This window comes from Actinomadura pelletieri DSM 43383 (assembly GCF_003634705.1).
GTDB classification, from domain to species: domain Bacteria; phylum Actinomycetota; class Actinomycetes; order Streptosporangiales; family Streptosporangiaceae; genus Spirillospora; species Spirillospora pelletieri.
This window is the reverse complement of sequence record NZ_RBWU01000002.1, coordinates 1,429,495-1,450,917: the sequence shown is the minus strand read 5'-3', so window position 1 is coordinate 1,450,917 and position 21,423 is coordinate 1,429,495. Positions and strand designations below refer to the sequence as shown.

At 72.1% G+C, this 21,423-nt stretch carries 17 protein-coding genes; all 17 read right to left on the bottom strand.

Annotation, left to right across the window (positions count from 1 at the left end; translation table 11 throughout):
- Positions 1 to 14 precede the first annotated feature (14 nt).
- The gene (locus tag BZB76_RS13140; RefSeq protein WP_121434512.1) at positions 15 to 1,271 is read right to left on the bottom strand and encodes a glutamate-5-semialdehyde dehydrogenase; all 1,257 of its coding nucleotides are present in this window, start codon (positions 1,269 to 1,271) and stop codon (positions 15 to 17) included.
- A complete protein-coding gene (gene proB / locus BZB76_RS13135) occupies positions 1,271 to 2,389 on the bottom strand; it encodes a glutamate 5-kinase (protein WP_246006911.1) in 1,119 nt (372 codons plus the stop codon). Before proB ends, BZB76_RS13140 begins: the two co-directional genes overlap by 1 nt.
- Entirely contained in the window at positions 2,386 to 3,783 is a 1,398-nt protein-coding gene (obgE, locus tag BZB76_RS13130) for a GTPase ObgE (protein ID WP_121434510.1), read from the bottom strand. Before obgE ends, proB begins: the two co-directional genes overlap by 4 nt.
- A gap of 83 nt (positions 3,784 to 3,866) precedes the next feature.
- Positions 3,867 to 4,124, bottom strand: a complete 258-nt coding sequence (gene rpmA / locus BZB76_RS13125) for a 50S ribosomal protein L27 (RefSeq protein ID WP_121434509.1) — start codon at positions 4,122 to 4,124, stop codon at positions 3,867 to 3,869.
- Positions 4,125 to 4,138: 14 nt separating this feature from the next.
- Positions 4,139 to 4,453, bottom strand: coding sequence for a 50S ribosomal protein L21 (gene rplU / locus BZB76_RS13120; protein ID WP_121434508.1), 315 nt, complete (start codon positions 4,451 to 4,453; stop codon positions 4,139 to 4,141).
- Between the two features lie 335 nt (positions 4,454 to 4,788).
- Positions 4,789 to 8,040, bottom strand: a complete 3,252-nt coding sequence (locus BZB76_RS13115) for an Rne/Rng family ribonuclease (RefSeq protein WP_121434507.1) — start codon at positions 8,038 to 8,040, stop codon at positions 4,789 to 4,791.
- A gap of 205 nt (positions 8,041 to 8,245) precedes the next feature.
- Positions 8,246 to 9,106, bottom strand: coding sequence for a TIGR03936 family radical SAM-associated protein (locus BZB76_RS13110; protein WP_121434506.1), 861 nt, complete (start codon positions 9,104 to 9,106; stop codon positions 8,246 to 8,248).
- A gap of 152 nt (positions 9,107 to 9,258) precedes the next feature.
- Positions 9,259 to 11,181, bottom strand: a complete 1,923-nt coding sequence (locus BZB76_RS13105) for a TIGR03960 family B12-binding radical SAM protein (RefSeq protein ID WP_121434505.1) — start codon at positions 11,179 to 11,181, stop codon at positions 9,259 to 9,261.
- A 101-nt stretch (positions 11,182 to 11,282) separates the two neighbouring features.
- Complete coding sequence (rodA, locus tag BZB76_RS13100; RefSeq protein WP_121434504.1) at positions 11,283 to 12,467, bottom strand: rod shape-determining protein RodA; 1,185 nt, start codon at positions 12,465 to 12,467, stop codon at positions 11,283 to 11,285.
- Positions 12,464 to 14,536 (bottom strand): penicillin-binding protein 2, encoded by a 2,073-nt coding sequence (mrdA, locus tag BZB76_RS13095; protein WP_121434503.1) that lies wholly within the window; start codon positions 14,534 to 14,536, stop codon positions 12,464 to 12,466. The genes rodA and mrdA overlap by 4 nt, the downstream gene beginning before the upstream one ends.
- A complete protein-coding gene (mreD, locus tag BZB76_RS13090; RefSeq protein ID WP_121434502.1) occupies positions 14,533 to 15,132 on the bottom strand; it encodes a rod shape-determining protein MreD in 600 nt (199 codons plus the stop codon). Before mreD ends, mrdA begins: the two co-directional genes overlap by 4 nt.
- Position 15,133: 1 nt before the next feature.
- On the bottom strand, positions 15,134 to 16,105 hold the full coding sequence (gene mreC / locus BZB76_RS13085; protein WP_121434501.1) for a rod shape-determining protein MreC: 972 nt from the start codon (positions 16,103 to 16,105) through the stop codon (positions 15,134 to 15,136).
- Positions 16,106 to 16,144: 39 nt separating this feature from the next.
- On the bottom strand, positions 16,145 to 17,179 hold the full coding sequence (locus tag BZB76_RS13080; protein ID WP_117401930.1) for a rod shape-determining protein: 1,035 nt from the start codon (positions 17,177 to 17,179) through the stop codon (positions 16,145 to 16,147).
- 479 nt (positions 17,180 to 17,658) lie between these two features.
- Positions 17,659 to 18,069, bottom strand: coding sequence for a nucleoside-diphosphate kinase (gene ndk / locus BZB76_RS13075; RefSeq protein WP_117401929.1), 411 nt, complete (start codon positions 18,067 to 18,069; stop codon positions 17,659 to 17,661).
- A 45-nt stretch (positions 18,070 to 18,114) separates the two neighbouring features.
- Positions 18,115 to 19,536: a hypothetical protein gene (locus BZB76_RS13070; protein ID WP_147449425.1), complete on the bottom strand. Its 1,422-nt coding sequence runs from the start codon at positions 19,534 to 19,536 to the stop codon at positions 18,115 to 18,117.
- Between the two features lie 115 nt (positions 19,537 to 19,651).
- Complete coding sequence (locus BZB76_RS13065) at positions 19,652 to 19,996, bottom strand: DUF4233 domain-containing protein (RefSeq protein ID WP_121434685.1); 345 nt, start codon at positions 19,994 to 19,996, stop codon at positions 19,652 to 19,654.
- A 5-nt stretch (positions 19,997 to 20,001) separates the two neighbouring features.
- On the bottom strand, positions 20,002 to 21,372 hold the full coding sequence (locus BZB76_RS13060; RefSeq protein ID WP_121434684.1) for a bifunctional folylpolyglutamate synthase/dihydrofolate synthase: 1,371 nt from the start codon (positions 21,370 to 21,372) through the stop codon (positions 20,002 to 20,004).
- Positions 21,373 to 21,423: the final 51 nt, after the last annotated feature.

Genomic DNA, 21,423 nt, shown 5'->3' with positions numbered 1-21,423 from the left:
ATATGTCGGCGGGGTCAGCCCCGCAGATGTCCCTCGCCCGTCACCACGTACTTCGTCGACGTCAACTCCGGAAGCCCCATCGGGCCGCGGGCATGGAGTTTCTGTGTGGAGATGCCGATCTCCGCGCCGAAGCCGAACTCCTCACCGTCGGTGAAGCGCGTCGAGGCGTTCACCATCACGGCCGCCGAGTCGACCAGCGCGACGAAGCGTTTCGCGGCGGGCTGCGACGTGGTGACGATCGCCTCCGTGTGACCGGAGCCGTACCGGCGGATGTGGGCGACGGCGTCGTCGAGGGAGTCGACGATACGGGCGGCGATGTCGAGCGACAGGTACTCGGCGTACCAGTCGTCCTCGGTCGCCTCCACGACCTCCGTCCCGTATGACCGGATCCGGTCATCGCCGTGGACGGTGACACCGGCGTCGCGGAGCGCGGCGAGCGCGCGCGGCACGAACGCGTCGGCGATGTCGGCGTGCACCAGGAACGTCTCGGCGGCGTTGCACACCGACGGACGCTGCGTCTTGGCGTTCAGCAGGATGTCCACGGCCATGTCCACGTCGGCGGCGGCGTCCACGTACACCGCGCAGTTCCCGACGCCCGTCTCGATCACCGGGACCGTCGACTCCTCCACCACCGAGTTGATCAGTGAGGCGCCGCCGCGCGGGATCAGCACGTCCACCAGTCCGCGGGCCCGCATCAGATGCTTCACCGACGCGCGGGACGTGCCCGGCACGAGCGCCACCGCGTCCACCGGAATCTCCGTTTCGGCCAGCGCCCGCCGCATCACCTCGACCAGCGCCGTGTTCGAGTCGTGCGCCGACGACGAGCCGCGCAGCAGCGCCGCGTTCCCGCTCTTCAGACACAGCGCGGCGGCGTCCACGGTCACGTTCGGCCGGCCCTCGTAAATGATGCCGACGACGCCGAGCGGCACCCGCACCTGCCGCAGTTCCAGCCCGTTCGGCAGGACGTTCCCGCGCACCGACTCCCCCACCGGGTCCGGCAGCGCGGCGACCTTCCGGACGGCGTCGGCGATCGCGGCGATCCGGCTCTCCGTCAGGCTCAACCGGTCGATCATGGACTCGGAGGTGCCGTTCTCCCGGGCCCGCGTGACATCGACCTCGTTCGCCTTGACGAGTTCCGGCGCGGCGTCGACCAGCGCGTCCGCGATCCGGTGCAGCGCCGCGTCCTTCGCCGCGCGCGGCAGCGGGGCCAGCCCGGCGGCGGCCTCCCGGGCGCGCCGTGCCACGGTCAGGAACTCCTCGGCCTCGCTCATCACACGTCCCCTCCTTCAAGGACCACGAGGTGGTCACGGTGGATGATCTCGCGTTCGTACTCGGCGCCGAGCTCGCGGGCCAGCCAGCGCGTGGACCGTCCCATCAGGTCGGGAATCTCGGACGCGTCATAGTTGACCAGGCCGCGGGCGACGACACGGCCTGCGGTGTCGCACAGGTCGACGGGGTCTCCGGCGGCGAAGTCCCCGGCCACGCCCGTCACCCCCGCAGGAAGCAGCGACTTGCGGCGCCGCACCACCGCCTCGACCGCTCCGGGGTCGAGGGTGACCCGGCCCTGGCCGGTGGTGGCGTGGGCGAGCCACAGGTCCCGGGTCGACATGCGGCGGGCGTCCGCCGGGTGGAACAGCGTCCCGACCGAATCGCCGCCGAGTGCCCGCGCGGCGGACGCGGCGTCCGTCAGCACGACCGGAACGCCCGCGATCCGGGCCGCCTCCACCTTGGTGACCATGCCGCCGGTGCCGACGCGTCCGGACCGGCCGAGTTTGACGTCGGCGAGGTCGCCCGGCCCCCGCACGTCGCTGATGCGGCGGGCGCCGGGGCGGCGCGGGTCGCCGGTGTAGAGGGCGTCGACGTCCGACAGCAGGATCAGCGCGTCCGCGCGGATCAGGTGCGCGACGAGCGCGGCGAGCCGGTCGTTGTCGCCGAAGCGGATCTCGTCGGTGGCGACGGTGTCGTTCTCGTTCACGATCGGCAGGATGCCGAGGGCGAGGAGCTGCGCGAGGGTGCGCTGCGCGTTGCGGTGATGGGAGCGGCGCATCATGTCGTCGGCGGTGAGCAGCACCTGCCCGACCGTGAGCGCGTACCGGGCGAACGACGAGGTGTACCGGGCGAACAGCAGGCCCTGCCCGACGCTCGCCGCCGCCTGCTGGGTGGCGAGGTCGCGGGGCCGCCGGGTCAGCCCGAGCGGGCCGAGGCCCGCGGCGATCGCGCCGGACGACACGAACACGATCTCGGTGCCGTCGGCACGGCGGGCGGCGAGGACGTCGACCAGCGCGTCGATGCGGTTCGCGTCGATCGTCCCCTCGGGGGTGGTCAGCGACGACGACCCCGCCTTCACCACGATCCGACGGGCCTTCTGGATCGCCTCGCGTGCGCTCATGACCATCCGTCCAGGCGGCGGTCGGTGCCGCGCGGTCCGAGGGCCCCGTCACCGGCGGAAACCTCCGGCTCCCAGTCGAAGACGACCGACTCGTCGGTCGTGCCGATCAGCACGGTGGCGCCCGCGGTGGCGCCCGCATCGGCGAGCGCGTCCTCCACGCCGAGCCGCGCGAGCCGGTCGGCGAGGTAGCCGACGGCCTCCTCGTTCGCGAAGTCCGTCTGCCGCAGCCACCGGACGGGCTTCGTCCCGGTGATCAGGTAGGTGTTGTCGCCGAGGCCCTTGACCTCGAAGTCGGTGTCGCCGCCGACCGGCTCCGGCCGGATCACGATGCGGGTCGGTTCGGCCGGGGGCAGCGACGCCCGGTACTCGCCGACCATCGCCGCCATCGCGAACGACAGCTCCCGCAGGCCCTCGTGCGTCGCCGCGGACACCTCGAACACCTTCAGGCCGCGCGCCTCGAACTCGGGCCGGACCATCTCGGCGAGGTCGCGTCCGTCGGGGACGTCCACCTTGTTCAGCACGACGATGCGCGGACGGTCCGACAGGGGACGGTCGCCGAGCACCCGGTCGTAGGCCCGCAGTTCCCGTTCGATGACCTCGAAGTCGCTGACCGGGTCGCGTCCCGGCTCCATCGTCGCGCAGTCGAGGACGTGCGCGAGGGTGGAGGAGCGTTCGATGTGGCGGAGGAAGTCCAGGCCGAGGCCGCGGCCCTCACTGGCGCCCTCGATGAGGCCGGGGACGTCCGCGACCGTGAACGTCGTGTCGCCCGCGCTGACCACGCCGAGGTTCGGGATCAGCGTCGTGAACGGATAGTCGGCGATCTTCGGCTTGGCGGCCGACAGCGCGGCGATCAGCGACGACTTGCCCGCGCTGGGGAACCCGACGAGCGCGACGTCGGCGACGCTCTTCAGCTCCAGGACGACGTCGCGCGACTCACCCGGCTCGCCGAGCAGCGCGAACCCGGGGGCCTTGCGTTTGGCGGTCGCGAGGGCCGCGTTCCCGAGGCCGCCGGCGCCGCCGCGCGCGATGACGTACCGGGTGCCCTCCCCGACCAGGTCGGCCACGACCCGGTCGCCCTCCTTGACGACGGTGCCGTCCGGGACGGGCAGGAGCACGTCGGCGCCGTCGGCGCCCGTCCGGTGGGCGCCCTGCCCGGGGCGGCCGTTGCCCGCCTTGCGGTGCGGGCGCCGGTGGTAGTCCAGGAGGCTCGCGGTGTTCGCGTCGACGACGAGGACGACATCACCGCCGCGTCCGCCGTTCGCGCCGTCGGGGCCGCCGAGCGGCTTGAACTTCTCCCGGTGGACCGACGCGCAGCCGTTGCCGCCGTTGCCCGCGCCGACGTGCAGCACCACCCGGTCGACGAACTGCGCGCCCGACCCCGCTCCAGCGGCCACGGTGAACTCTCCTCGATGAAAAGACGAAAGGGCGGACCGGAGAATTCGGTCCGCCCCTTCAAGAAGTCTGCTGCCCAGGCGGACTATTCCGCCGGGGGGACGACGCTCACGGCGTTACGGCCGCGGTAGCGCCGGAACTGCACCGAGCCCGCGACCAGCGCGAACAGCGTGTCGTCGCCGCCGCGTCCGACGCCGGGGCCGGGGTGGAAGTGAGTGCCGCGCTGCCGGACGATGATCTCCCCGGCCTTGACGACCTGGCCGCCGAACCGCTTCACACCGAGGCGCTTGGCGTTGGAGTCACGACCGTTACGGCTGGACGATGCGCCCTTCTTGTGTGCCATGTGACCGCTCTCCCTTACTTTCCGGCCGAAATACCGGTGATCTTGACCTCGGTGTACGGCTGGCGGTGACCCATCCGCCGCTTGTACCCGGTCTTGTTCCGGTAGTGCATGATGTTGATCTTCGGGCCCTTGACCGCGCCGAGGATCTCGCCGGTCACCTCATAGCGCGCGAGGTCGGCCGAGCCGCTGACGACCGTGTCGCCGTCCACGACCAGGACCGCCGGGAACGTGACGGTCGAGCCGACCTCGCCGGCCAGCTTGTCGACGGTCAGCACGTCGTCGACGGCGACCTTCTCCTGCCTGCCGCCTGCGCGAACAATCGCGTACACCGCGGAAACCCTTCGTCTTCGCGCGCTTCCGGACTGAACCGGTCCCACGCGTGGTTGACACCAGCCCCCGGATGGGGGCCTACCTCCGGCACCGGGCCGAAGGCGGCACACCAGAGGTGACCCTGATGCTCTCTGCTCGCCCTCACCGGATCGGCGAGGTGCGCACCGAACGCCCCCGAACGGGTTCGCGGTGCGAGTTCGAATGACGCGCCACGACGCGCCGATGCCGGACACGTCAAGACGCGCCCAACCCCTGAATTGTACAGGTACTCAGGACCCCAGCAAATCGCCCGACCGGGCCCCGGTGGGCGGGACGTCCCGCCCACCGGAACGGGTCATTCGGCGTCGGCCTCGGCGGTGGGGGCGGCGGCCGAGGCGCGGCGGACACGGCGACGGCGGGTGACCGGCTCCTCCTCGGGCTCGGCCGTGCCGACACCGTTCGCCTCGGAGACGATCGGCGCGGAACCGTTGAGTTCCGTACCGGCCGACTCGGTACCGGCCGCCTCAGTGCTCGACGGCTCAGTGCTCGACGGCTCTGTGCCGGTCGCTTCGGCGTCGGCCGCTTCCGGGCCGGACGGCTCGGCGCCGGACGCCGTCGTGGCGGTCGGTTCGGTGCCGTTGGGGGTGACCGGGACGGGCTCGGCCGCGTCCAGCGCGGCCGGGGAGGTGCCCGCGGTCTCCTTCGCGGCTTGGGCCGCCTCGACCGCGGCCTGCGCGGGAGACTCGTCGCCGTCGAACTCCGGGGGCGGGCCCGCGGGACGCTTGGCGGGACCCGACCTGCGGCGCCGGGTGCGCGCCGGTTCGGGGGCCGCGGACGGCGCCGGTTCCGCGGGCGCCTCCGCGACCGCTCTGATCGCCTCGGCCGGTTCGGGCGCTTCGGACCTCTGCGCGGCGGGTTCGGGCTTCGCGGCCGGTTCGGCGGGGGTCACCGCGCGGGTCTCGTGCTCGGCGAGCTTCTCCTCCACGACCCGTTCGATCTCGCCCTTGCGACGGCGGCGGCGGCCGCTCTCCTTACCGGCCGCCTTCTCCGGCTTCGGCTCGACCGGGGACAGGTGGACGTGGATGCCGCGTCCACCGCAGGACTCGCAGGTCTCCGAGAACGCCTCCAGCAGGCCCTGGCCGACGCGCTTGCGGGTCATCTGCACCAGGCCCAGCGAGGTGACCTCGGCGACCTGGTGCTTGGTACGGTCCCGCGACAGGCATTCCACGAGACGGCGCAGCACCAGATCGCGATTGCTCTCCAGCACCATGTCGATGAAGTCGATCACGACGATGCCGCCGACGTCGCGGAGCCGGAGCTGGCGGACGATCTCCTCGGCCGCCTCCAGGTTGTTGCGGGTGACCGTCTCCTCCAGGTTGCCGCCCTGCCCGGTGAACTTGCCGGTGTTGACGTCGATGACCGTCATGGCCTCGGTGCGGTCGATCACCAGCGAGCCACCGGACGGCAGCCACACCTTGCGGTCGAGGGCCTTGGCGATCTGCTCGTCGATCCGGTACGCCGACAGCGCGTCCTGGTCGGAGGTCCAGCGCTCGACGCGATCGGCGAGATGCGGGGCGACGTACTGGACGTAGTCGGAGACCGTGTCCCAGGCGTCGGCGCCCGACACGACGAGCTTGGAGAAGTCCTCGTTGAAGATGTCGCGGACGACCCGGATCGTCAGGTCCGGCTCGCCGTACAGCAGGGACGGCGCGGAGGCGGTCTTGACCTTCTTCTGGATGTTGTCCCACTGGGCGGCCAGGCGCGACACGTCCCGGGCGAGCTCCTCCTCGGTCGCGCCCTCCGCGGCGGTCCGCACGATCACGCCCGCGTTCTCCGGCATGACCTTCTTCAGGATCGACTTGAGGCGGCTGCGCTCCTTGTCGGGGAGCTTGCGGCTGATGCCGGTCATCGAGCCGTCGGGCACGTACACGAGGTAGCGGCCGGGCAGCGAGACCTGGCTGGTGAGGCGGGCGCCCTTGTGGCCGAGGGGGTCCTTGGTGACCTGGACGAGCACCGACTGGCCGGACTTCAGCGCCGACTCGATGCGGCGCGGCTGGCCCTCCAGCCCGGAGGCGTCCCAGTTGACCTCGCCCGCGTACAGGACGGCGTTGCGGCCCTTGCCGATGTCGACGAACGCCGCCTCCATCGACGGCAGCACGTTCTGGACCTTGCCGAGGTACACGTTGCCCACGTACGACTGGTGGGTCGCGCGGTTCACGTAGTGCTCGACGAGCACGTCGTCCTCGAGGACGGCGATCTGGGTGCGCTCACCCTCCTTGCGGACGACCATGACCCGCTCGACGGCCTCGCGGCGGGCGAGGAACTCGGCCTCGGTGATCACCGGCGGGCGGCGGCGGCCCTGCTCGCGACCCTCCCGGCGGCGCTGCTTCTTGGCCTCCAGCCGGGTCGAGCCCCGCACGGACTGGACCTCGTCCTCGGCCGCCGCGCGGGCCTCCCGGGCGGAGCGGACATGGACGACCGTGTTCGGCGGATCGTCGGTGCCGTTGCCGCCCTCGGCGTCGGCCCCGGAGCGACGGCGACGGCGGCGACGGCGACGGCTCGTCCCGTTCTGGGAGGCGTCATCCTCTTCGCCCTCGTCGCTCTCGTCGGCACCGTCCTGCTCGGCCTTGTCTGCCTTGTCGGACTTATCCGCCTTGGCGTCCTTCGAGTCCTTGCCCTTGGCCGCCCGGTCCTTGTCCTTCTTGGGGGCCTTCTCCTTCTTGGCGGTCTTGGCCCCGGCCTTGGCGGGTTCCTCGTCCTTCTCCTCGACCTCGTCGGCCTGCGCCTCGTCGTCGGCGCCCTCCTTGCCGCCCCGGCCGCGGCCACGGCCGCCCCGGCGGCGACGGCGGCGGGACGGGCGGTCGTCGGAGTCGTCCTCGCCGGACACGCGGTCGTCGCGCTCGTCGTGCTCCTCGTCGGCGGCGTCCTGCTCGGCGGTCTCGCGCTCGTCCTGCGGACGGGCCGGGGGCCCGGCCTTCGGCTGCGGCGGCTGGAACACGACCATCGGCGCCTGGAACGTCACGCCGGGGACCCCGACGCCCGCGGCGGGCTCGATCTCGGAGACCGGACCGGCGGACGGCTCCACCCCGGTCGGGGCGGGCGGAACCTCGGGCACCGGCGGGACGGTGGGCGCCACGGACGGCTCGGCGGCCTCGGACGCGCTGGACGAGGCGGACGAGGCGGACGAGGTGCGCCGCCTGGTCCGGGTGCGGGTCCGGGTGGGAGGCGGCTCCTCGCCCTCGGGCTCGGTCTCGGTGTCCGGGGACACCTCGGCGCCCGTCATCGGGACGGGCTCGGGCGTCTCGGCGGCCTTTCCGCTCCTCGTGCGGGTGCGGGTCCGGGTCGTGCGCTTCGGCGGCTCGGGGGCCTCCTCGGCGGCGGGGCCCTCCGGCGCCTCCGGCGGCGGGCCCGCGGGGCGGCTCGCCCGCCGGGCACGTGCCTTCGCCTCGGTCTCCGTTCCGGTCTCGGCCGCCGCGCTCGCGTCGCCGGTGCTCCCGGTGTTCGCGTTCCCGGTGTTCGCGTTCCCGGTGTTCGCGTTCGTCGGGTCGTCGGTGGTGTCGTTGTCGGTGCCTTCGGCGTTGGCCGAATCGGCTTCGTTCTCAAGCATGCGGGCAATCTCCCGTCAGGCTCCCGGGCGCGACCGCTCGCTCCGCCGAGGGGCGGATCGACGCGGTGCGCCGCACGAGAGCGCTCCGTCAGTCGTCGGCGTCGCCACGCCCGGACAAGGCCCGGTCATGACGACGAAGTCGTCGGGGGTGCGCCCGCCGTACCCTGCGGACCGGTTCCGTGTCGCCACGGCTTCGGTCTCACGGTCAGGCGCTGACGGCATCCACGCTCGCGGCGTCTCCGGGCTGCGGCCGCTCCTGGCCGCGGGCCGTCTCGGCGTCGTCGCCGGACGGCACGCCGGTCTCCCGGTCGGGATCCAGAGGATCCGCGAGACCACCGGTGTCCGCGCGCAGGGGCCCCTGCGCCAGCCTGGTCACCAACGGGGGTGACGGCGGCGCGAGGTCGGCGACCTGGCGCAGTCCGGTGAGGATGTCGTCGGGTCGTACGGCGGGTGTGGAATGCCGAACAACCATTCGAAGTATCGCACAAGGGGCATCGGCCGACTCCGCGGCGCGCCGGTCCAGCTCACACGCGGACACGGCGGCGCGCACGTCGAAACGGCGCAGCCCCTTCTTGGTGAGGCGCTCGACCTCGATGCTCCCGGCGGCCATGAAGGCGGCCACGGCGTCGGCGGCGTCGTCGTTCGACACGCCGTCCAGCCGGATCCGCCATTCGGACGCCTCAAGCCGATCCGCGAACGCGCCTGCTCTCGGCTGCGCGTCGCCCACGCGTCCCGCCCTTACCGGCACGACGTCCACGATGTCGAGTCCGGGGGGCAGGGCAGCGTCGAGATCGGCCTGCACCCGCGCAGGGTCGCGGGTCTCGGTGAGCCCGATCTCCAGGTATTCCGCCTCACTGGCCACCCCTGTCGCCGCCGCACCCGCGTACGAGATCTTCGGGTGGGGGGTGAATCCGCCGCTGTACGCGACAGGGATCCCGGCGCGCCTGACGGCGCGTTCCACGGCCCGGGAAATGTCGCGGTGGCTCGTGAACCGCAGCCTGCCCCGCTTGGCGTAGCGGACGCGCAGTCGCTGGATCACGGGGGCCGGCGCCGGACCCTCCGGCATGGGTGCCAGGGTTCTGGTCCTTCCTACTCGTGTCGAGTCGAAAAACTTAGGTCTCCCTATAGAGTACGGGTCGCTGGGCCGTGCTCGACCAGGCACCGGTGCCGCGACTCCCGAAGCCCCGCAGTTCACGGCCTTCACGCGGCCGGTTCCGGCTAGACGACCGACAGCGGGAGCAGTTTCCGGCCCGTGGGGCCGATCTGGATCTCCGTGCCCATGGTGGGGCAGACACCGCAGTCGTAGCAGGGCGTCCAGCGGCAGTCCTCGACCTCGGTCTCGTCGACGGCGTCCTGCCAGTCCTGCCAGAGCCACTCGCGGTCGAGTCCGGCGTCGAGGTGGTCCCACGGCAGGACCTCGACCTCGTCGCGTTCGCGGACGGTGTACCAGGCGAGGTCGACGGGCTCGTCCGCCAGCGCCTTCTCCGCGGCCGTCGTCCAGCGCTCGTAGGAGAAGTGCTCGCTCCAGCCGTCGAAACGGCCGCCGTCCTCCCACACCGCCCGGATGATCTTCCCGACTCGGCGGTCGCCGCGCGACAGCAGGCCCTCGACGATGGACGGCTGTCCGTCGTGGTAGCGCAGCCCGATGGCGCGGCCGTACTCCTTGTCGCCGCGCAGGGCGTCCTTCAGGGCCCGCAGGCGCCGGTCGACGGTCTCGTGGTCGCACTGCGCGGCCCACTGGAACGGGGTGTGCGGCTTCGGCACGAACCCGCCGATGGAGACCGTGCAGCGGATGTCCTTGCGGCCGGTGGCCTCGCGGCCCGCGCGGATGACGCGTTTGGCCATGTCGGCGATCGCGAGGACGTCCTCGTCCTCCTCGGTGGGCAGGCCGCACATGAAGTACAGCTTCACCTGGCGCCAGCCGTTCTCGTACGCGGTGGTGACGGTGCGGATCAGGTCGTCCTCGGTGACCATCTTGTTGATGACCTTGCGCATCCGCTCGGAGCCGCCCTCGGGCGCGAACGTCAGGCCGGAGCGGCGTCCGCCGCGCGAGAACTCGTTGGCGAGGGTGATGTTGAACGCGTCCACCCGGGTGGACGGCAGCGACAGCGACGTGTTCGTGCCCTCGTACCGGTCGGCGAGGCCCTTGGCGACGTCACCGATCTCGCTGTGGTCGGCGCTGGACAGGCTGAGCAGCCCGACCTCTTGGAACCCGGACTCCTTCAGCCCTTGGTCGACCATCGCGCCGATCGTGGTGATCGAACGTTCCCGGACCGGACGGGTGATCATCCCGGCCTGGCAGAACCGGCAGCCGCGCGTGCAGCCACGGAAGATCTCCACGCTGAACCGCTCGTGGACGGTCTCCGCGAGCGGAACCAGGGGCTTCTTCGGGTACGGCCACTGGTCGAGGTCCATGACGGTGTGCTTCTCGATCCGCCACGGCACGCCCGGCCGGTTCGGCGCGACCCGCTGGATCCGCCCGTCGGGCAGGTAGGTGACGTCGTAGAAGCGGGGCACGTACACGCCGCCGGACGCGGCGAGCCGCAGCAGCAACTCGTCCCGGCCGCCGGGCCCGCCCTCGGCCTTCCACTCGCGGATCACCTCGGTGATGGCGAGCGCGATCTCCTCACCGTCGCCGAGGACCGCCGCGTCGACGAAGGCGGCGATCGGCTCGGGGTTGAACGCGGCGTGCCCGCCCGCGATGACGATCGGGTGGTCGCCGGTGCGGTCGGCGGCCTCCAGCGGGATGCCCGCGAGGTCGAGGGCCGTGAGCAGGTTCGTGTAGCCGAGTTCGGTGGAGAACGACACGCCGAACACGTCGAACGCGGCGACCGGGCGGTGCGCGTCCACGGTGAACTGCGGGATGCCGTGCTCCCGCATGACGGCCTCCATGTCGGGCCACACCGAGTACGTCCGCTCCGCGAGGACCCCGTCGCGCTCGTTCAGGATCTCGTAAAGGATCTGGACGCCCTGGTTCGGCAGCCCTACCTCGTAGGCGTCGGGATACATCAGCGCCCAGCGGACCTCGGCCTCGTCCCAGTCCTTGACCTGGGAGTTCAGCTCACCGCCCACGTACTGAATCGGCTTCTGCACGCTCGGGAGCAGCGGCTCCAGGCGCGGGAAGATCGACTCGACCGGCATGGCGGAACCCTCCGTGCAGGGGACGTTGGGAAGAACGTCCACTCTACCGGCGCCGCCCGGCCCACCGGTCGCTCCGCGCCCGCCGGGAGACCGCCGCAGGCTCAGTCGAAAGGGCGGCGACGCACATGCACCGCCTGGAGCAGCCCGAACGCGATCATGTTCGCGAAGGTCGCCGAGCCGCCGTACGACACGAACGGCAGCGGCAGACCGGTGATCGGCATGATCCCGATCGACATTCCGACGTTCTGGAACGTCTGGAAGCCGAGCCAGCACACGACACCGGTCGCGACGAGCGTCCCGAACAGGTCGGCGGCCTGGGTGGCGATGCGCAGGCCACGCCACAGCACCAGGCCGAGCAGCGCGACGATCACGGCGCCGCCGACGAAGCCGAGCTCCTCCCCCGCCACCGTGAAGATGAAGTCGGTCTGCTGCTCGGGGACGAAGTGGCCGCCGGTCTGCTCGCCCTGGAACAGGCCCTTGCCGAACCCGCCGCCCGACCCGACCGCGATCCGGGCCTGTTGCGCGTTGTAGCCGGCGCCGCGCGGGTCGGCCTCCGGGTCCAGGAACGCGGTGAACCGGTCGATCTGGTAGTCCTCCAGCAGGCCGAAGAACCACACCGCGGCGCCCGCGCCGAGCCCGCCGCCGACCAGGCCGACGAGCCACCGCTTCTGCGCGCCGGAGATCGCCAGCATGCCGAGCACGACCGCGATGAACACCAGCGTGGTGCCGAGGTCGGGCTGCAGCATGATCAGCACGGCGGGCACCCCCGCCAGGACCAGCGCGAGCAGCACGTCGCGGCGGCCCGGCCCGATCTCCCCGTCACGCGGCTCGCCCATGATCATCGCGAGCAGCACCACGAGCCCGACCTTCGCGAACTCCGACGGCTGCACCTGGAAGCCGCCGCCGAGCACGATCCACGAATGCGACCCGTTGATCGTCTCGCCGAGCGGGGACAGGACCGCGACCAGGCCGACGCACGCCACCCCGTACAGGATGGGGACGTAGGCGCGCAGCAGCCGGTAGTCCAGGACGGTGACGACGCCGCCGAGCACGAACCCGATGACCAGGTTCAGGATGTGCCGTTTGAGGAAGCCCTCCGGGTCTTTACCCTGCTCGGTCAGCAGCTGGAACGTCGCCGAGCGGACCAGCAGCGCGCCGACGACCGACAGCGCCAGCACGGCCACGAACAGCGGCCAGTCGAGCCGCCGCAGCTCACCGACCCGGCTGCGCCATCCCCGCCGCGCCGCGTACGCCTCGACGGTGCCGACCCCCGAACCGGTGATCACGGCGCGGCTCCCGTCCCGGGCAGCGGCGGCAGCTCGGACGGCAGCCCGCCGTTCTTGAGGATGGGCTTGCGGTCCTTCGTCCCGTACATGGCCTCCCAGATCTGCCGGACGATCGGCGCGGCCGTGGACGCGCCCGTGCCGCCCTGCGAGACCATCGCCACGACCGCGTACCGCGGCTCCTTCACCGGGCCGAACGAGGCGAACCAGGAGGTGTCCTCCTTGCCGTACACCTCGGCGGTGCCGGTCTTGCCGCCGACCTCGACGGTCTTGGTGTCGAACCCGGAGAACGCGCCCGCGGCCGTGCCCTCCTTCGGGACGTCGGCGAGGGCGTTGCGGATGTACTTCAGGACCTTGGCGTCGACGGGCAGCTTCTCCGCCGGAGGCTCCTCGATCCTGCGGACGACCTTGCCGTCCGGGCGGACCACCGCGACGCCGAGCCGGGGCACCACCAGCCGTCCACCGTTCGCGACGGCCGCGTACGCGCGGGCGAGCTGTAGGGGCGTCACCAGCACGTCGCCCTGCCCGACGGAGAAGTTGGCGGCGTCACCGGGACGCCACACGTACCCCTCGGTGCAGTTCTCCGTCGCGATCGCCTTCAGGTAGGCGGCGCGGGCCGGGTCGGTCTTGGCCACCTGCGGGTAGCCCTCCTTGGCGCCCTTGCAGTTGGCCTCCTTGGTGGCCTCCCAGAAGTTCTTCTTCCAACCCCGGTCGGGGATGCGGCCGTCGCTCTCGCTCGGCAGGTCGATGCCGGTGCGCGACCCGAACCCGTACTCGCGCGCCATCTTCACCATCGGGTCGGACGGGTTCTTCTTCGGCTTCATGCCGCCGTCGCGCTGCCATTCCTGGTACGCGAACCGGTAGAAGATCGTGTCGCAGGACTTGACGAGGGCGGTGTGCAGCGTCATCGGGCCGAGCGCCTGCCCCTCGAAGTTCGAGAACGCGCGGTTGCCGACGTTGTACGAACCGGGGCACGGATAGATGCCCTTCAGGCTCGCCCCGTCCTTCACCGCGGCGGACACCGAGGAGATCTTGAACGTGGAGCCGGGGGCGAACTGGCCCTGGGTGACGCGGGAGATCAGCGGCTCGCCCTTCTTCTTGCCGAGCAGCGCCTCGTACTGCTCCTGGGAGATTCCGCCGGTCCAGATGGCCGGGTCGTACGTCGGATGGCTGGCCATCGCGATCATCCGGCCGTTGCGGACGTCCATCACCACCGCGGCGCCCGAGTCGGCCGGGCGGCCCGCCTTGCGCGCCGCGTCGATGGCGCCCTTGAGCGCCTTCTCCGCCGCGCCCTGCACGCCCGCGTCGATGCTGGTGACGAGATGGTTGCCGGGGACGGGCGCCTGCTCCTCGGCGGTGCCGGTGACGCGTCCCTGGCTGTCGACCAGGACCTTGCGGAACCCGGGTTCGCCGCGCAGCGCCGCGTCGTACTGCGCCTCCAGGCCCGCGCGGCCGACGAGGTCGACGCCGCTGTACCCGGTGACCTTGAGGCCGGTGCGCTTGTCGAGTTCCTCCTGCGTGACCGGCTGGAGGTAGCCGAGGACCTGCGCGGGCTTCGCGCCCTCCGGCTCCGGGTAGTCGCGGACGGCCTGGACCTGCGCGGTGACGCCGGGAAAGTCCTCCTGGCGTTCCATGATCTGGAGGGCGCGCCTCGGGTCGACATGGTCCTCGACGGGGATCGGCTGGTACGGGGACCCGGGCCAGCAGGGCCGCTTGACGTTCGGCGCGCACAGCCTGATGCGTTTGGTGATCTCGTCGTGGCTGATGCCGAGGACGCTCGCGAGGCGTTTCAGAACGGCCTCGCCGCCGTCGTCCTGCCGGGACAGGGTCGTCCGGTCGACCGACACCACGAGCGCGCTGGTGTTGCGGACGAGGGGCCGTCCCCGATCGTCGAGGATCATGCCGCGGACGGCCGGGACGACGATGTCGCGGGTGCGGTTCTGGGCGGCGATGTCCCGGTAGTGCTGGCCCTCCAGAACCTGGAGGGTCCACAGCCGTCCGATGAGGACGAGCAGCAGCGCGCCGACCAGCACGTACAGGACGACGAGGCGGAAGTGGGTGCGGGGGTTCACAGGTTCCCGCCCCGCCCCGACATCGCGCGGTACCGGGCGGCGGGCACCGAGAGGCCGTCGACGCGGGCCCGCTCCGTCCGTTCGTACCGGCGGGTGGCGCGCAGCACCGCCCACACGACGAACGGGCTCGCGATGACGTCGTAGAGCACCTGGAGCGGGACCATGCTCGACACGGTGGCCCATTCGGCGCGCGGATCGCCGAGGATCATCCCGGTTCCCGCATACACGACGGTCCCGGCGAGCGCGCCCGCGGCGACGGCGAAGAACGGCACGACCGACTGCCGGTCCATCTCGGTGGACGCGGCGCCGCACAGGTAGCCGATGAGGCAGTAGACGAGCGCGTACCGGCCGAGCGTGTGGTCGGCGGGCGGGATGATGTCGGCGGCGAGCCCGGCGAGGAACCCGGCGACCATGCCCGTCATCGATCCGGCGACCAGCGCCAGGGCCACGACGGCGAGCAGGACGAGGTCGGGTTGGACGCCGCCGGGCAGCGGCAGCCGGTTCGCCACCGACACCTGCAGGATCAGCGTCACGACGATCACCACGGCGGCGACCGCGGAGCGGCCCGCCGCCGTCGGCTCGGGCGGGTTCAGCACGTCAGTTCCCCCGGCTCGGAGTCTTGGTCGGGCTCGGCGACGCGGTCCGGGACGGCGCCGGTGTGGGGGGCACCGTCGGGACCGCGACCGGTCTCGGTTTCGGCGGCAGCACCGCGTCCCGGGGGTCGGTCTTCGGTGGGGCGACGACGACGGCGACGACGTCCAGGCTGGTGAACCGCACGAACGGCCGGACGTAGGCGGTACGGGTGAGGCCACCGGTGGAGCGGTCGATGCGTTCGACGACGCCGATCGGGATGCCGGGGACGTAGGGCCGCTGCCCCTGCGATCCGAGCGTGACGATCCGCTGTCCCGGCTGGATCGGCGCGGCGGCGTTCAGCAGTTGGAGGCGCAGCGGCGTCCCGCCGTGCCCGCCGAGGCCGCGGCGACCGCGGCCCTGCACGATCCCGATCTCCTTGGAGCCCTCCAGCCGGGACCCGACCGACGACGTCTGGTCGGTGGCGAGCAGCACGGTCGCCGTCGCGGGCCCGACGCGGGTGACCCGGCCGACGAGCCCGTCGGCGCTCATCACGGTCATGTCGGTCTTGACGCCGCTGCGGCTGCCGACGTCGATCGTGACGGTGTCCTCGAAGCCCTGCCCGGCGGAGATCACCTGCGCGGCGAGGATCTTGTAGCCGCCCATGCCGGCGGAGCCGAGCAGCCGCTGGAGCTGCGCGGACCTGTCCTGGTCGAGCCGCATGGACCGCAGCCGCTCGCGCAGCCGCTGGTTCTGCCGTTCGAGCCGGTCGGCGCGGCGCCGCTCCCCCGGCGCGTCGGTGACGGCGTCGACGGTGTTGCTCACCGGCCGGACGACGGACGCCGACGCGCGTTCCACTGGACCGAACACGGTGGCGCCGACATCGCGCAGGCCGCGCAGCGGGGACTCCTCCCCACCGCGATAGTCAACGGTGATCATCGCGAGCGCCACGACGAGCAGCACGCCGAGGACGACGCGGGTGCGCCGGGTGTCCTTCACCCCTCCGACCTTTCGTTGTCGCGTCCGCCGGGGGGTCGCCTAGTGCCGCGGCTCCGGTACGAGGACCTGCCGGAGCTCCTCGAAGTCCTCGACGCACTTGCCGGTGCCGAGCACCACGGAGTCGAGCGGGTTGTCCACGAGGTGGATCGGCATCCCGGTCTCCTCCCGGAGTCGCTCGTCGAGGTTCTTCAGCAGCGCGCCGCCGCCGGTGAGCGCGATCCCGCGGTCCATGATGTCGCCGGACAGCTCAGGCGGGCACTTGTCGAGCGTGGTCTTCACCGCGTCCACCACGGCGTTGACCGGCTCCTCGATGGCCCGACGCACCTCCTCGGCGGAGATCACCACGGTCTTCGGCAGCCCGCTGACGAGGTCACGGCCACGGATCTCGGCGTGCGGCTCCTCGTCCCCACCGGGGTACGCGGAACCGATCGCCATCTTGATCTCCTCGGCGGTCCGTTCGCCGAGCATCAACGAGTACTCCTTCTTGGAGAAGGAGATGACGGCCTGGTCGAGTTCGTCGCCGCCGACCCGCACGGACTGGCTGGTGACGATTCCCCCCAAGGAGATGATCGCGACCTCGGTCGTCCCGCCGCCGATGTCGACGACCATGTTGCCGGTCGGCTCGTAGACGGGCAGACCGGCGCCGATCGCGGCGGCCATCGGTTCCTCGATGATGTAGACGCGGCGGGCGCCGGCCTGGTAGCCGGCCTCCTTCACCGCGCGCTGCTCCACCCCGGTGATGCCGCTCGGCACCGCCACCACGATCCGTGGCTTGGCGAAGTGCCGGCGCTTGTGCACCTTCTGGATGAAGTAGCGGAGCATCCGTTCGGTGACGTCGAAGTCGGCGATGACGCCGTCCTTCAGCGGACGGACCGCGACGATGTTGCCGGGCGTGCGGCCGATCATCCGCTTCGCCTCGATCCCCACCGCGACGATCTTCCCGGTGTTGGTGTTGATCGCCACCACGGACGGCTCGTTGAGGACGATGCCACGCCCGCGCACGTACACCAGGGTGTTGGCAGTACCGAGATCGACCGCCATGTCACGGCCTAGAAACGACAGCTTGTTACCCATGAAGAAAGGGAGCCCTTCAAGATTGACGGGCGTGTATAGCGGCGCGTCCATCGTAACGTGGTCCCACCTCCGCGGGCAGTCACCACACCACCGCGCGTCGACCAAAAACCGCCCCGTGAGCCCCCCGCCAATAACCAAAGAGCCCCCAAGACCAACCCCCCACCCGGCCCGGCCCCAAAGACCCCCGGACCCCCCTCAACCGCCGCCACACCCCACCCGGCCAAGCCCCACCAAACAACGACGTAAGGACCGCGCCGCAACACCCGTTCCGACGGCGCCCCTCGAAGCCAACAAAGCCTCAGCCGTCCCACGGTTCGCGCGGCCGGAGGCGCTCCGGCGCCGGAGGTCGCGCGAACCGTCGACGCGGGCGACTTCAGCGACGCCACGCGCGCCCGTCACAGGCGCGACGGACCGCACGGGCGGCGTGGGGATCGCCTGCGTCGTGACAGGGGTTCCAGGGGGTCGCCCCCTGGAACGACTCAGCCCAGTTCGGGGAAGAAGAGCTTGATCTCGCGGTCGGCGGAGTAGGTGGAGTCGGAGCCGTGGACGATGTTCTCGCCGATCTCCAGGGCGAAGTCGCCGCGGATGGTGCCGGGGGTGGCGCTGACCGGGTCGGTGGCGCCGGCGAGGGAGCGGAACGCCTCGATGGCTCGGGGGCCCTCGACGACCATGGCGACGAGCGGGCCGCCGGTGATGAACTCGACGAGTTCACCGAAGAACGGCTTGCTGGCGTGCTCCTCGTAGTGGGCTTCGGCGGTCTCGCGGGCGAGGGTGCGGAGTTCGAGCGCGACGAGCTTCAGGCCCTTGCGCTCGATCCGGGAGATGACCTCACCGATGACGCCGCGGCGGACGCCGTCGGGCTTGACAAGGACGAGAGTGCGCTCGGACACGGGTGTTTCTCCTTGAGGAATTCGAAATGTGCAAGCGCGCGAATCCTACCGGGCTTCCGGGTGCGCGTCGGTGCGGCGGGTGTGTCTCGTCGTGGCGACGGCGAGCAGGACGGCGACGGTTCCGGCGACGGCGAGCCAGATGTGGTAGCCGTCCCGGAGTGCGTCGAATCGCTGCGCCTCGGTGACCGGTCGCAGCCGTTCCAGCCGTGCCGCCTGGAGTGACAGGACGAGCAGTTGCCCGGCGAGCACGGCGGGGAAGCAGAGGGACAGGCCGAACAGCGCGGCGCCGACGCCCGCGTCCCGCAGCGAGGCGGCGAGGGCGAGACCGGCTCCGGTGCCGAGGAGGACGAGCGGCACGAGCAGCGTCCAGCCGTCGTCGCCGGGGGCGTTGAAGGCGACCGGCACGGCCGCGATCATCAGCGCGTGTCCGGCGCGGACGCCGTGGCGGGGCACGAGACGGACGGAGGCGAGCGCGCCGACCGGTGCGGCCGCGGCGGCCACGGCGTACGGGAGCAGCGGCACGGTGGTGTGGAACCCGGCGAGGGGACCCGCGACGGGATGGGTGAGCAGACCGGTGGTGATCATGACGATGGCGCAGCCGTGCGGGCTGCCCGCCGTGGTGTCCCGGCCGGCGGCGAGGGCGAGGCCGAGCAGGGCGGGCAGCGCGAGGCCCGCGACGACCAGGCGGGCGCCGGGCGACCAGCAGGCCGCGGCGATGACGGCGAGGAACGCGAAGCCCGCCGCCGGGACGAGCGGCAGCAGGAGTTGACCGCGTTCGACGTGCCGGGACGCGGGCAGCGCCCAGAGCCGCCGTCCGCGCAACACGAGGTGGACGAGCGCGGCCACGGCTGCGGCCACGGCGGGCCACTGGTGGGGGGCGAGCGCGACGCGCCAGTCCGGCACGGTCGCGGGGACGGCCGCCAGCGCCAGCGGCATCGCGACGATGAGGGCGCCCGCGAGCGTGCCCGCCCAGGCCGCGGTCAGGGCTTTGCTCCGCCGCTCCCAGACCAGGACGAGGCAGGCGGGCAGGATGATGCCCGCGCCCGCGCCCTGCACGGCGCGCACCGTCCCGGCGAGCGGCACGGACCGCGCGTATCCGGCGGCGCCGAGCCCCATGAGCAGGACGGCGAGGCCGGTGGCGAGGACGGACCACGCGCTGAACCGCCGCGCGGCGACGGCGGCGACCGGCACCGCGGCGAGCAGGACGGGCAGGGCCATCCCGGTGGCGCGCAGCAGCACGGGGATGTCGGCGTCGGAGAGGTCGAGGGCGCCGACCGCGGCGGGCATGACGTTCACGGTGACGTCCGGGACCACCAGGACGGCGGCGGGTGTGGCGGTGAGCGTCAGCAGCAGCGCGCCGACGGCCGCGCGGCGGCGCCGGACGCGGCCGTCCGGGGACGGTGCCGGATGTCCGCGGACCGCGGTCGCCGGGGCGTCCGGCGCGTGTCCGCGTGCGTGCAGGGACACGGCCTGCTCCTTCGCGAGGTCGTCACCCGCCCCACGAACCATTCCGAATGGGGAAATTGCCGGATTTATCGGAAATGAAAGTTCGGCGGACGAGAATCAATGCGTCCTCGCGAATTTAGCGCGGCTGAACGCTTCCCGCCTTGCGTCCCATCCAAATCGCCGTCGCCCAGAGCGCGCCGAACACCACGCCGAGGAAGAACATGGCGGGCACCATGAACCCGGTCGCGACGATCAGCACCTGGAGGACGGTCCCGGCCGCGACCGCCCACGGGAACCGCAGCAGGCCCGCCAGCAGCAGGCACGCGACCGCCAGCCCGCCGCACACCGCCCCGGCCGTGGCACCGTCCACGTCCAGCACGGCCACCGCCACCGGCACCGCGAGGGCGATCACGATGGCCTCGCAGCCCAGCACCGTGGCGAGCAGCCTACGGACGGGGTTCGCGGCGCTCCCCCGGCTCATGGTCGTCACCGTCCTTCCGTCACGCGCAGCAGGGTCCGGGCGTCTCCGGCCGTGACCACCGAACCGGTGATCAGGACCCCGGCGCCCCGGTACTCCCCGGTCTCCTCGGCGAACCCGATCGCCCGGTCGATCGCGTCGTCCAGCCGCTGCGCCAGATGGACGCGCTCCGGTCCGAACACGCCCTCGGCGATCTCCGCCAGCTCTTCCGGCGGCATGGACCGCGGCGAGGAGTTACGGGTCACGACCAGCTCGGCGAGGACGGGTTCGAGCTGGTCGAGGACGCCGACGACGTCCTTGTCCGCGGCGATGGCGAGGACCCCGGCGAGCCGGGTGAAGCCGAACGACTCGGTGACCGTGGCGACGGTCGCGGCCATCCCGGCGGGGTTGTGCGCGGCGTCCAGCAGCACGGTCGGATTGGTCCGCGCGACCTCGAGGCGGCCGGGCGACGCCGACTTGGCGAAGCCGCTGCGGACCAGCGCCGGGTCGAGTTGCCCCTCCGCGCCGCCGAGGTAGGACTCGCCGGGCGCGATGCGCGTGGCGGCCTCAAGGTTGGCCTCGCCCCGCGTCGGGGCGCCGCTCGCGAACGCCTCCACGGCGGCGAGGGCCGTGGCGGCGTTGCTCGCCTGGTGGTCGCCGAACAGCGGCAGGAAGACCTCGTCGTAGACGCCGTGCAGGCCCTGGAGCCGCAGTTGCTGGCCGCCGACCGCGACGTCACGGCCGAGCACGCCGTACTCGATGCCCTCGCGCGCGGCCGTCCCGCCGACCTCCACGACCCGGCGCAGCAGCACCTCCGCGGCCTCGACCGGCTGCTGCGCCAGCACCGCGACGGACCCGGTCTTGATGATCCCCGCCTTCTCGGTCGCGATCTCGGCGAGCGTGTCGCCCAGGTAGCGGGTGTGGTCGAGCCCGATGGGGGTGACGACGGCGACGGCGCCGTCGGCCACGTTCGTGGCGTCCCACGCGCCGCCCATCCCCGCCTCGACGACGGCGACGTCGACCGGTGCGTCCGCGAACGCCGCGAACGCCATCGCGGTGAGTACCTCGAAGAACGACAGGCGCGTCGGGTGCTTGCCGTCGACCAGTTGGACGAAGGGCAGCACGTCCTCGTACGCCTCGACGAACCGCTCCTCGGTGATCGGTTCGCCGTCGATCGCGATCCGCTCCCGCAGCGTGGTCAGCTCCGGGCTGGTGTACAGGCCGGTGCGCAGGCCGCGCTCGCGCAGCAGCGCCTCGATGAGCCGGGCGGTGCTCGACTTGCCGTTCGTCCCCGCGACATGGATCACCGGGTAGGAGCGCTGCGGCTCCCCCAGGACGTCGACCAGGTCGCGGACGCGGTCGAGCGTGGGATCGATCTCCCACTCCACGCCACGGGCCATGATCGCGCCGACGGCGTTCCGGTAGTCGGACGGCTCGGATACCTGACTCAC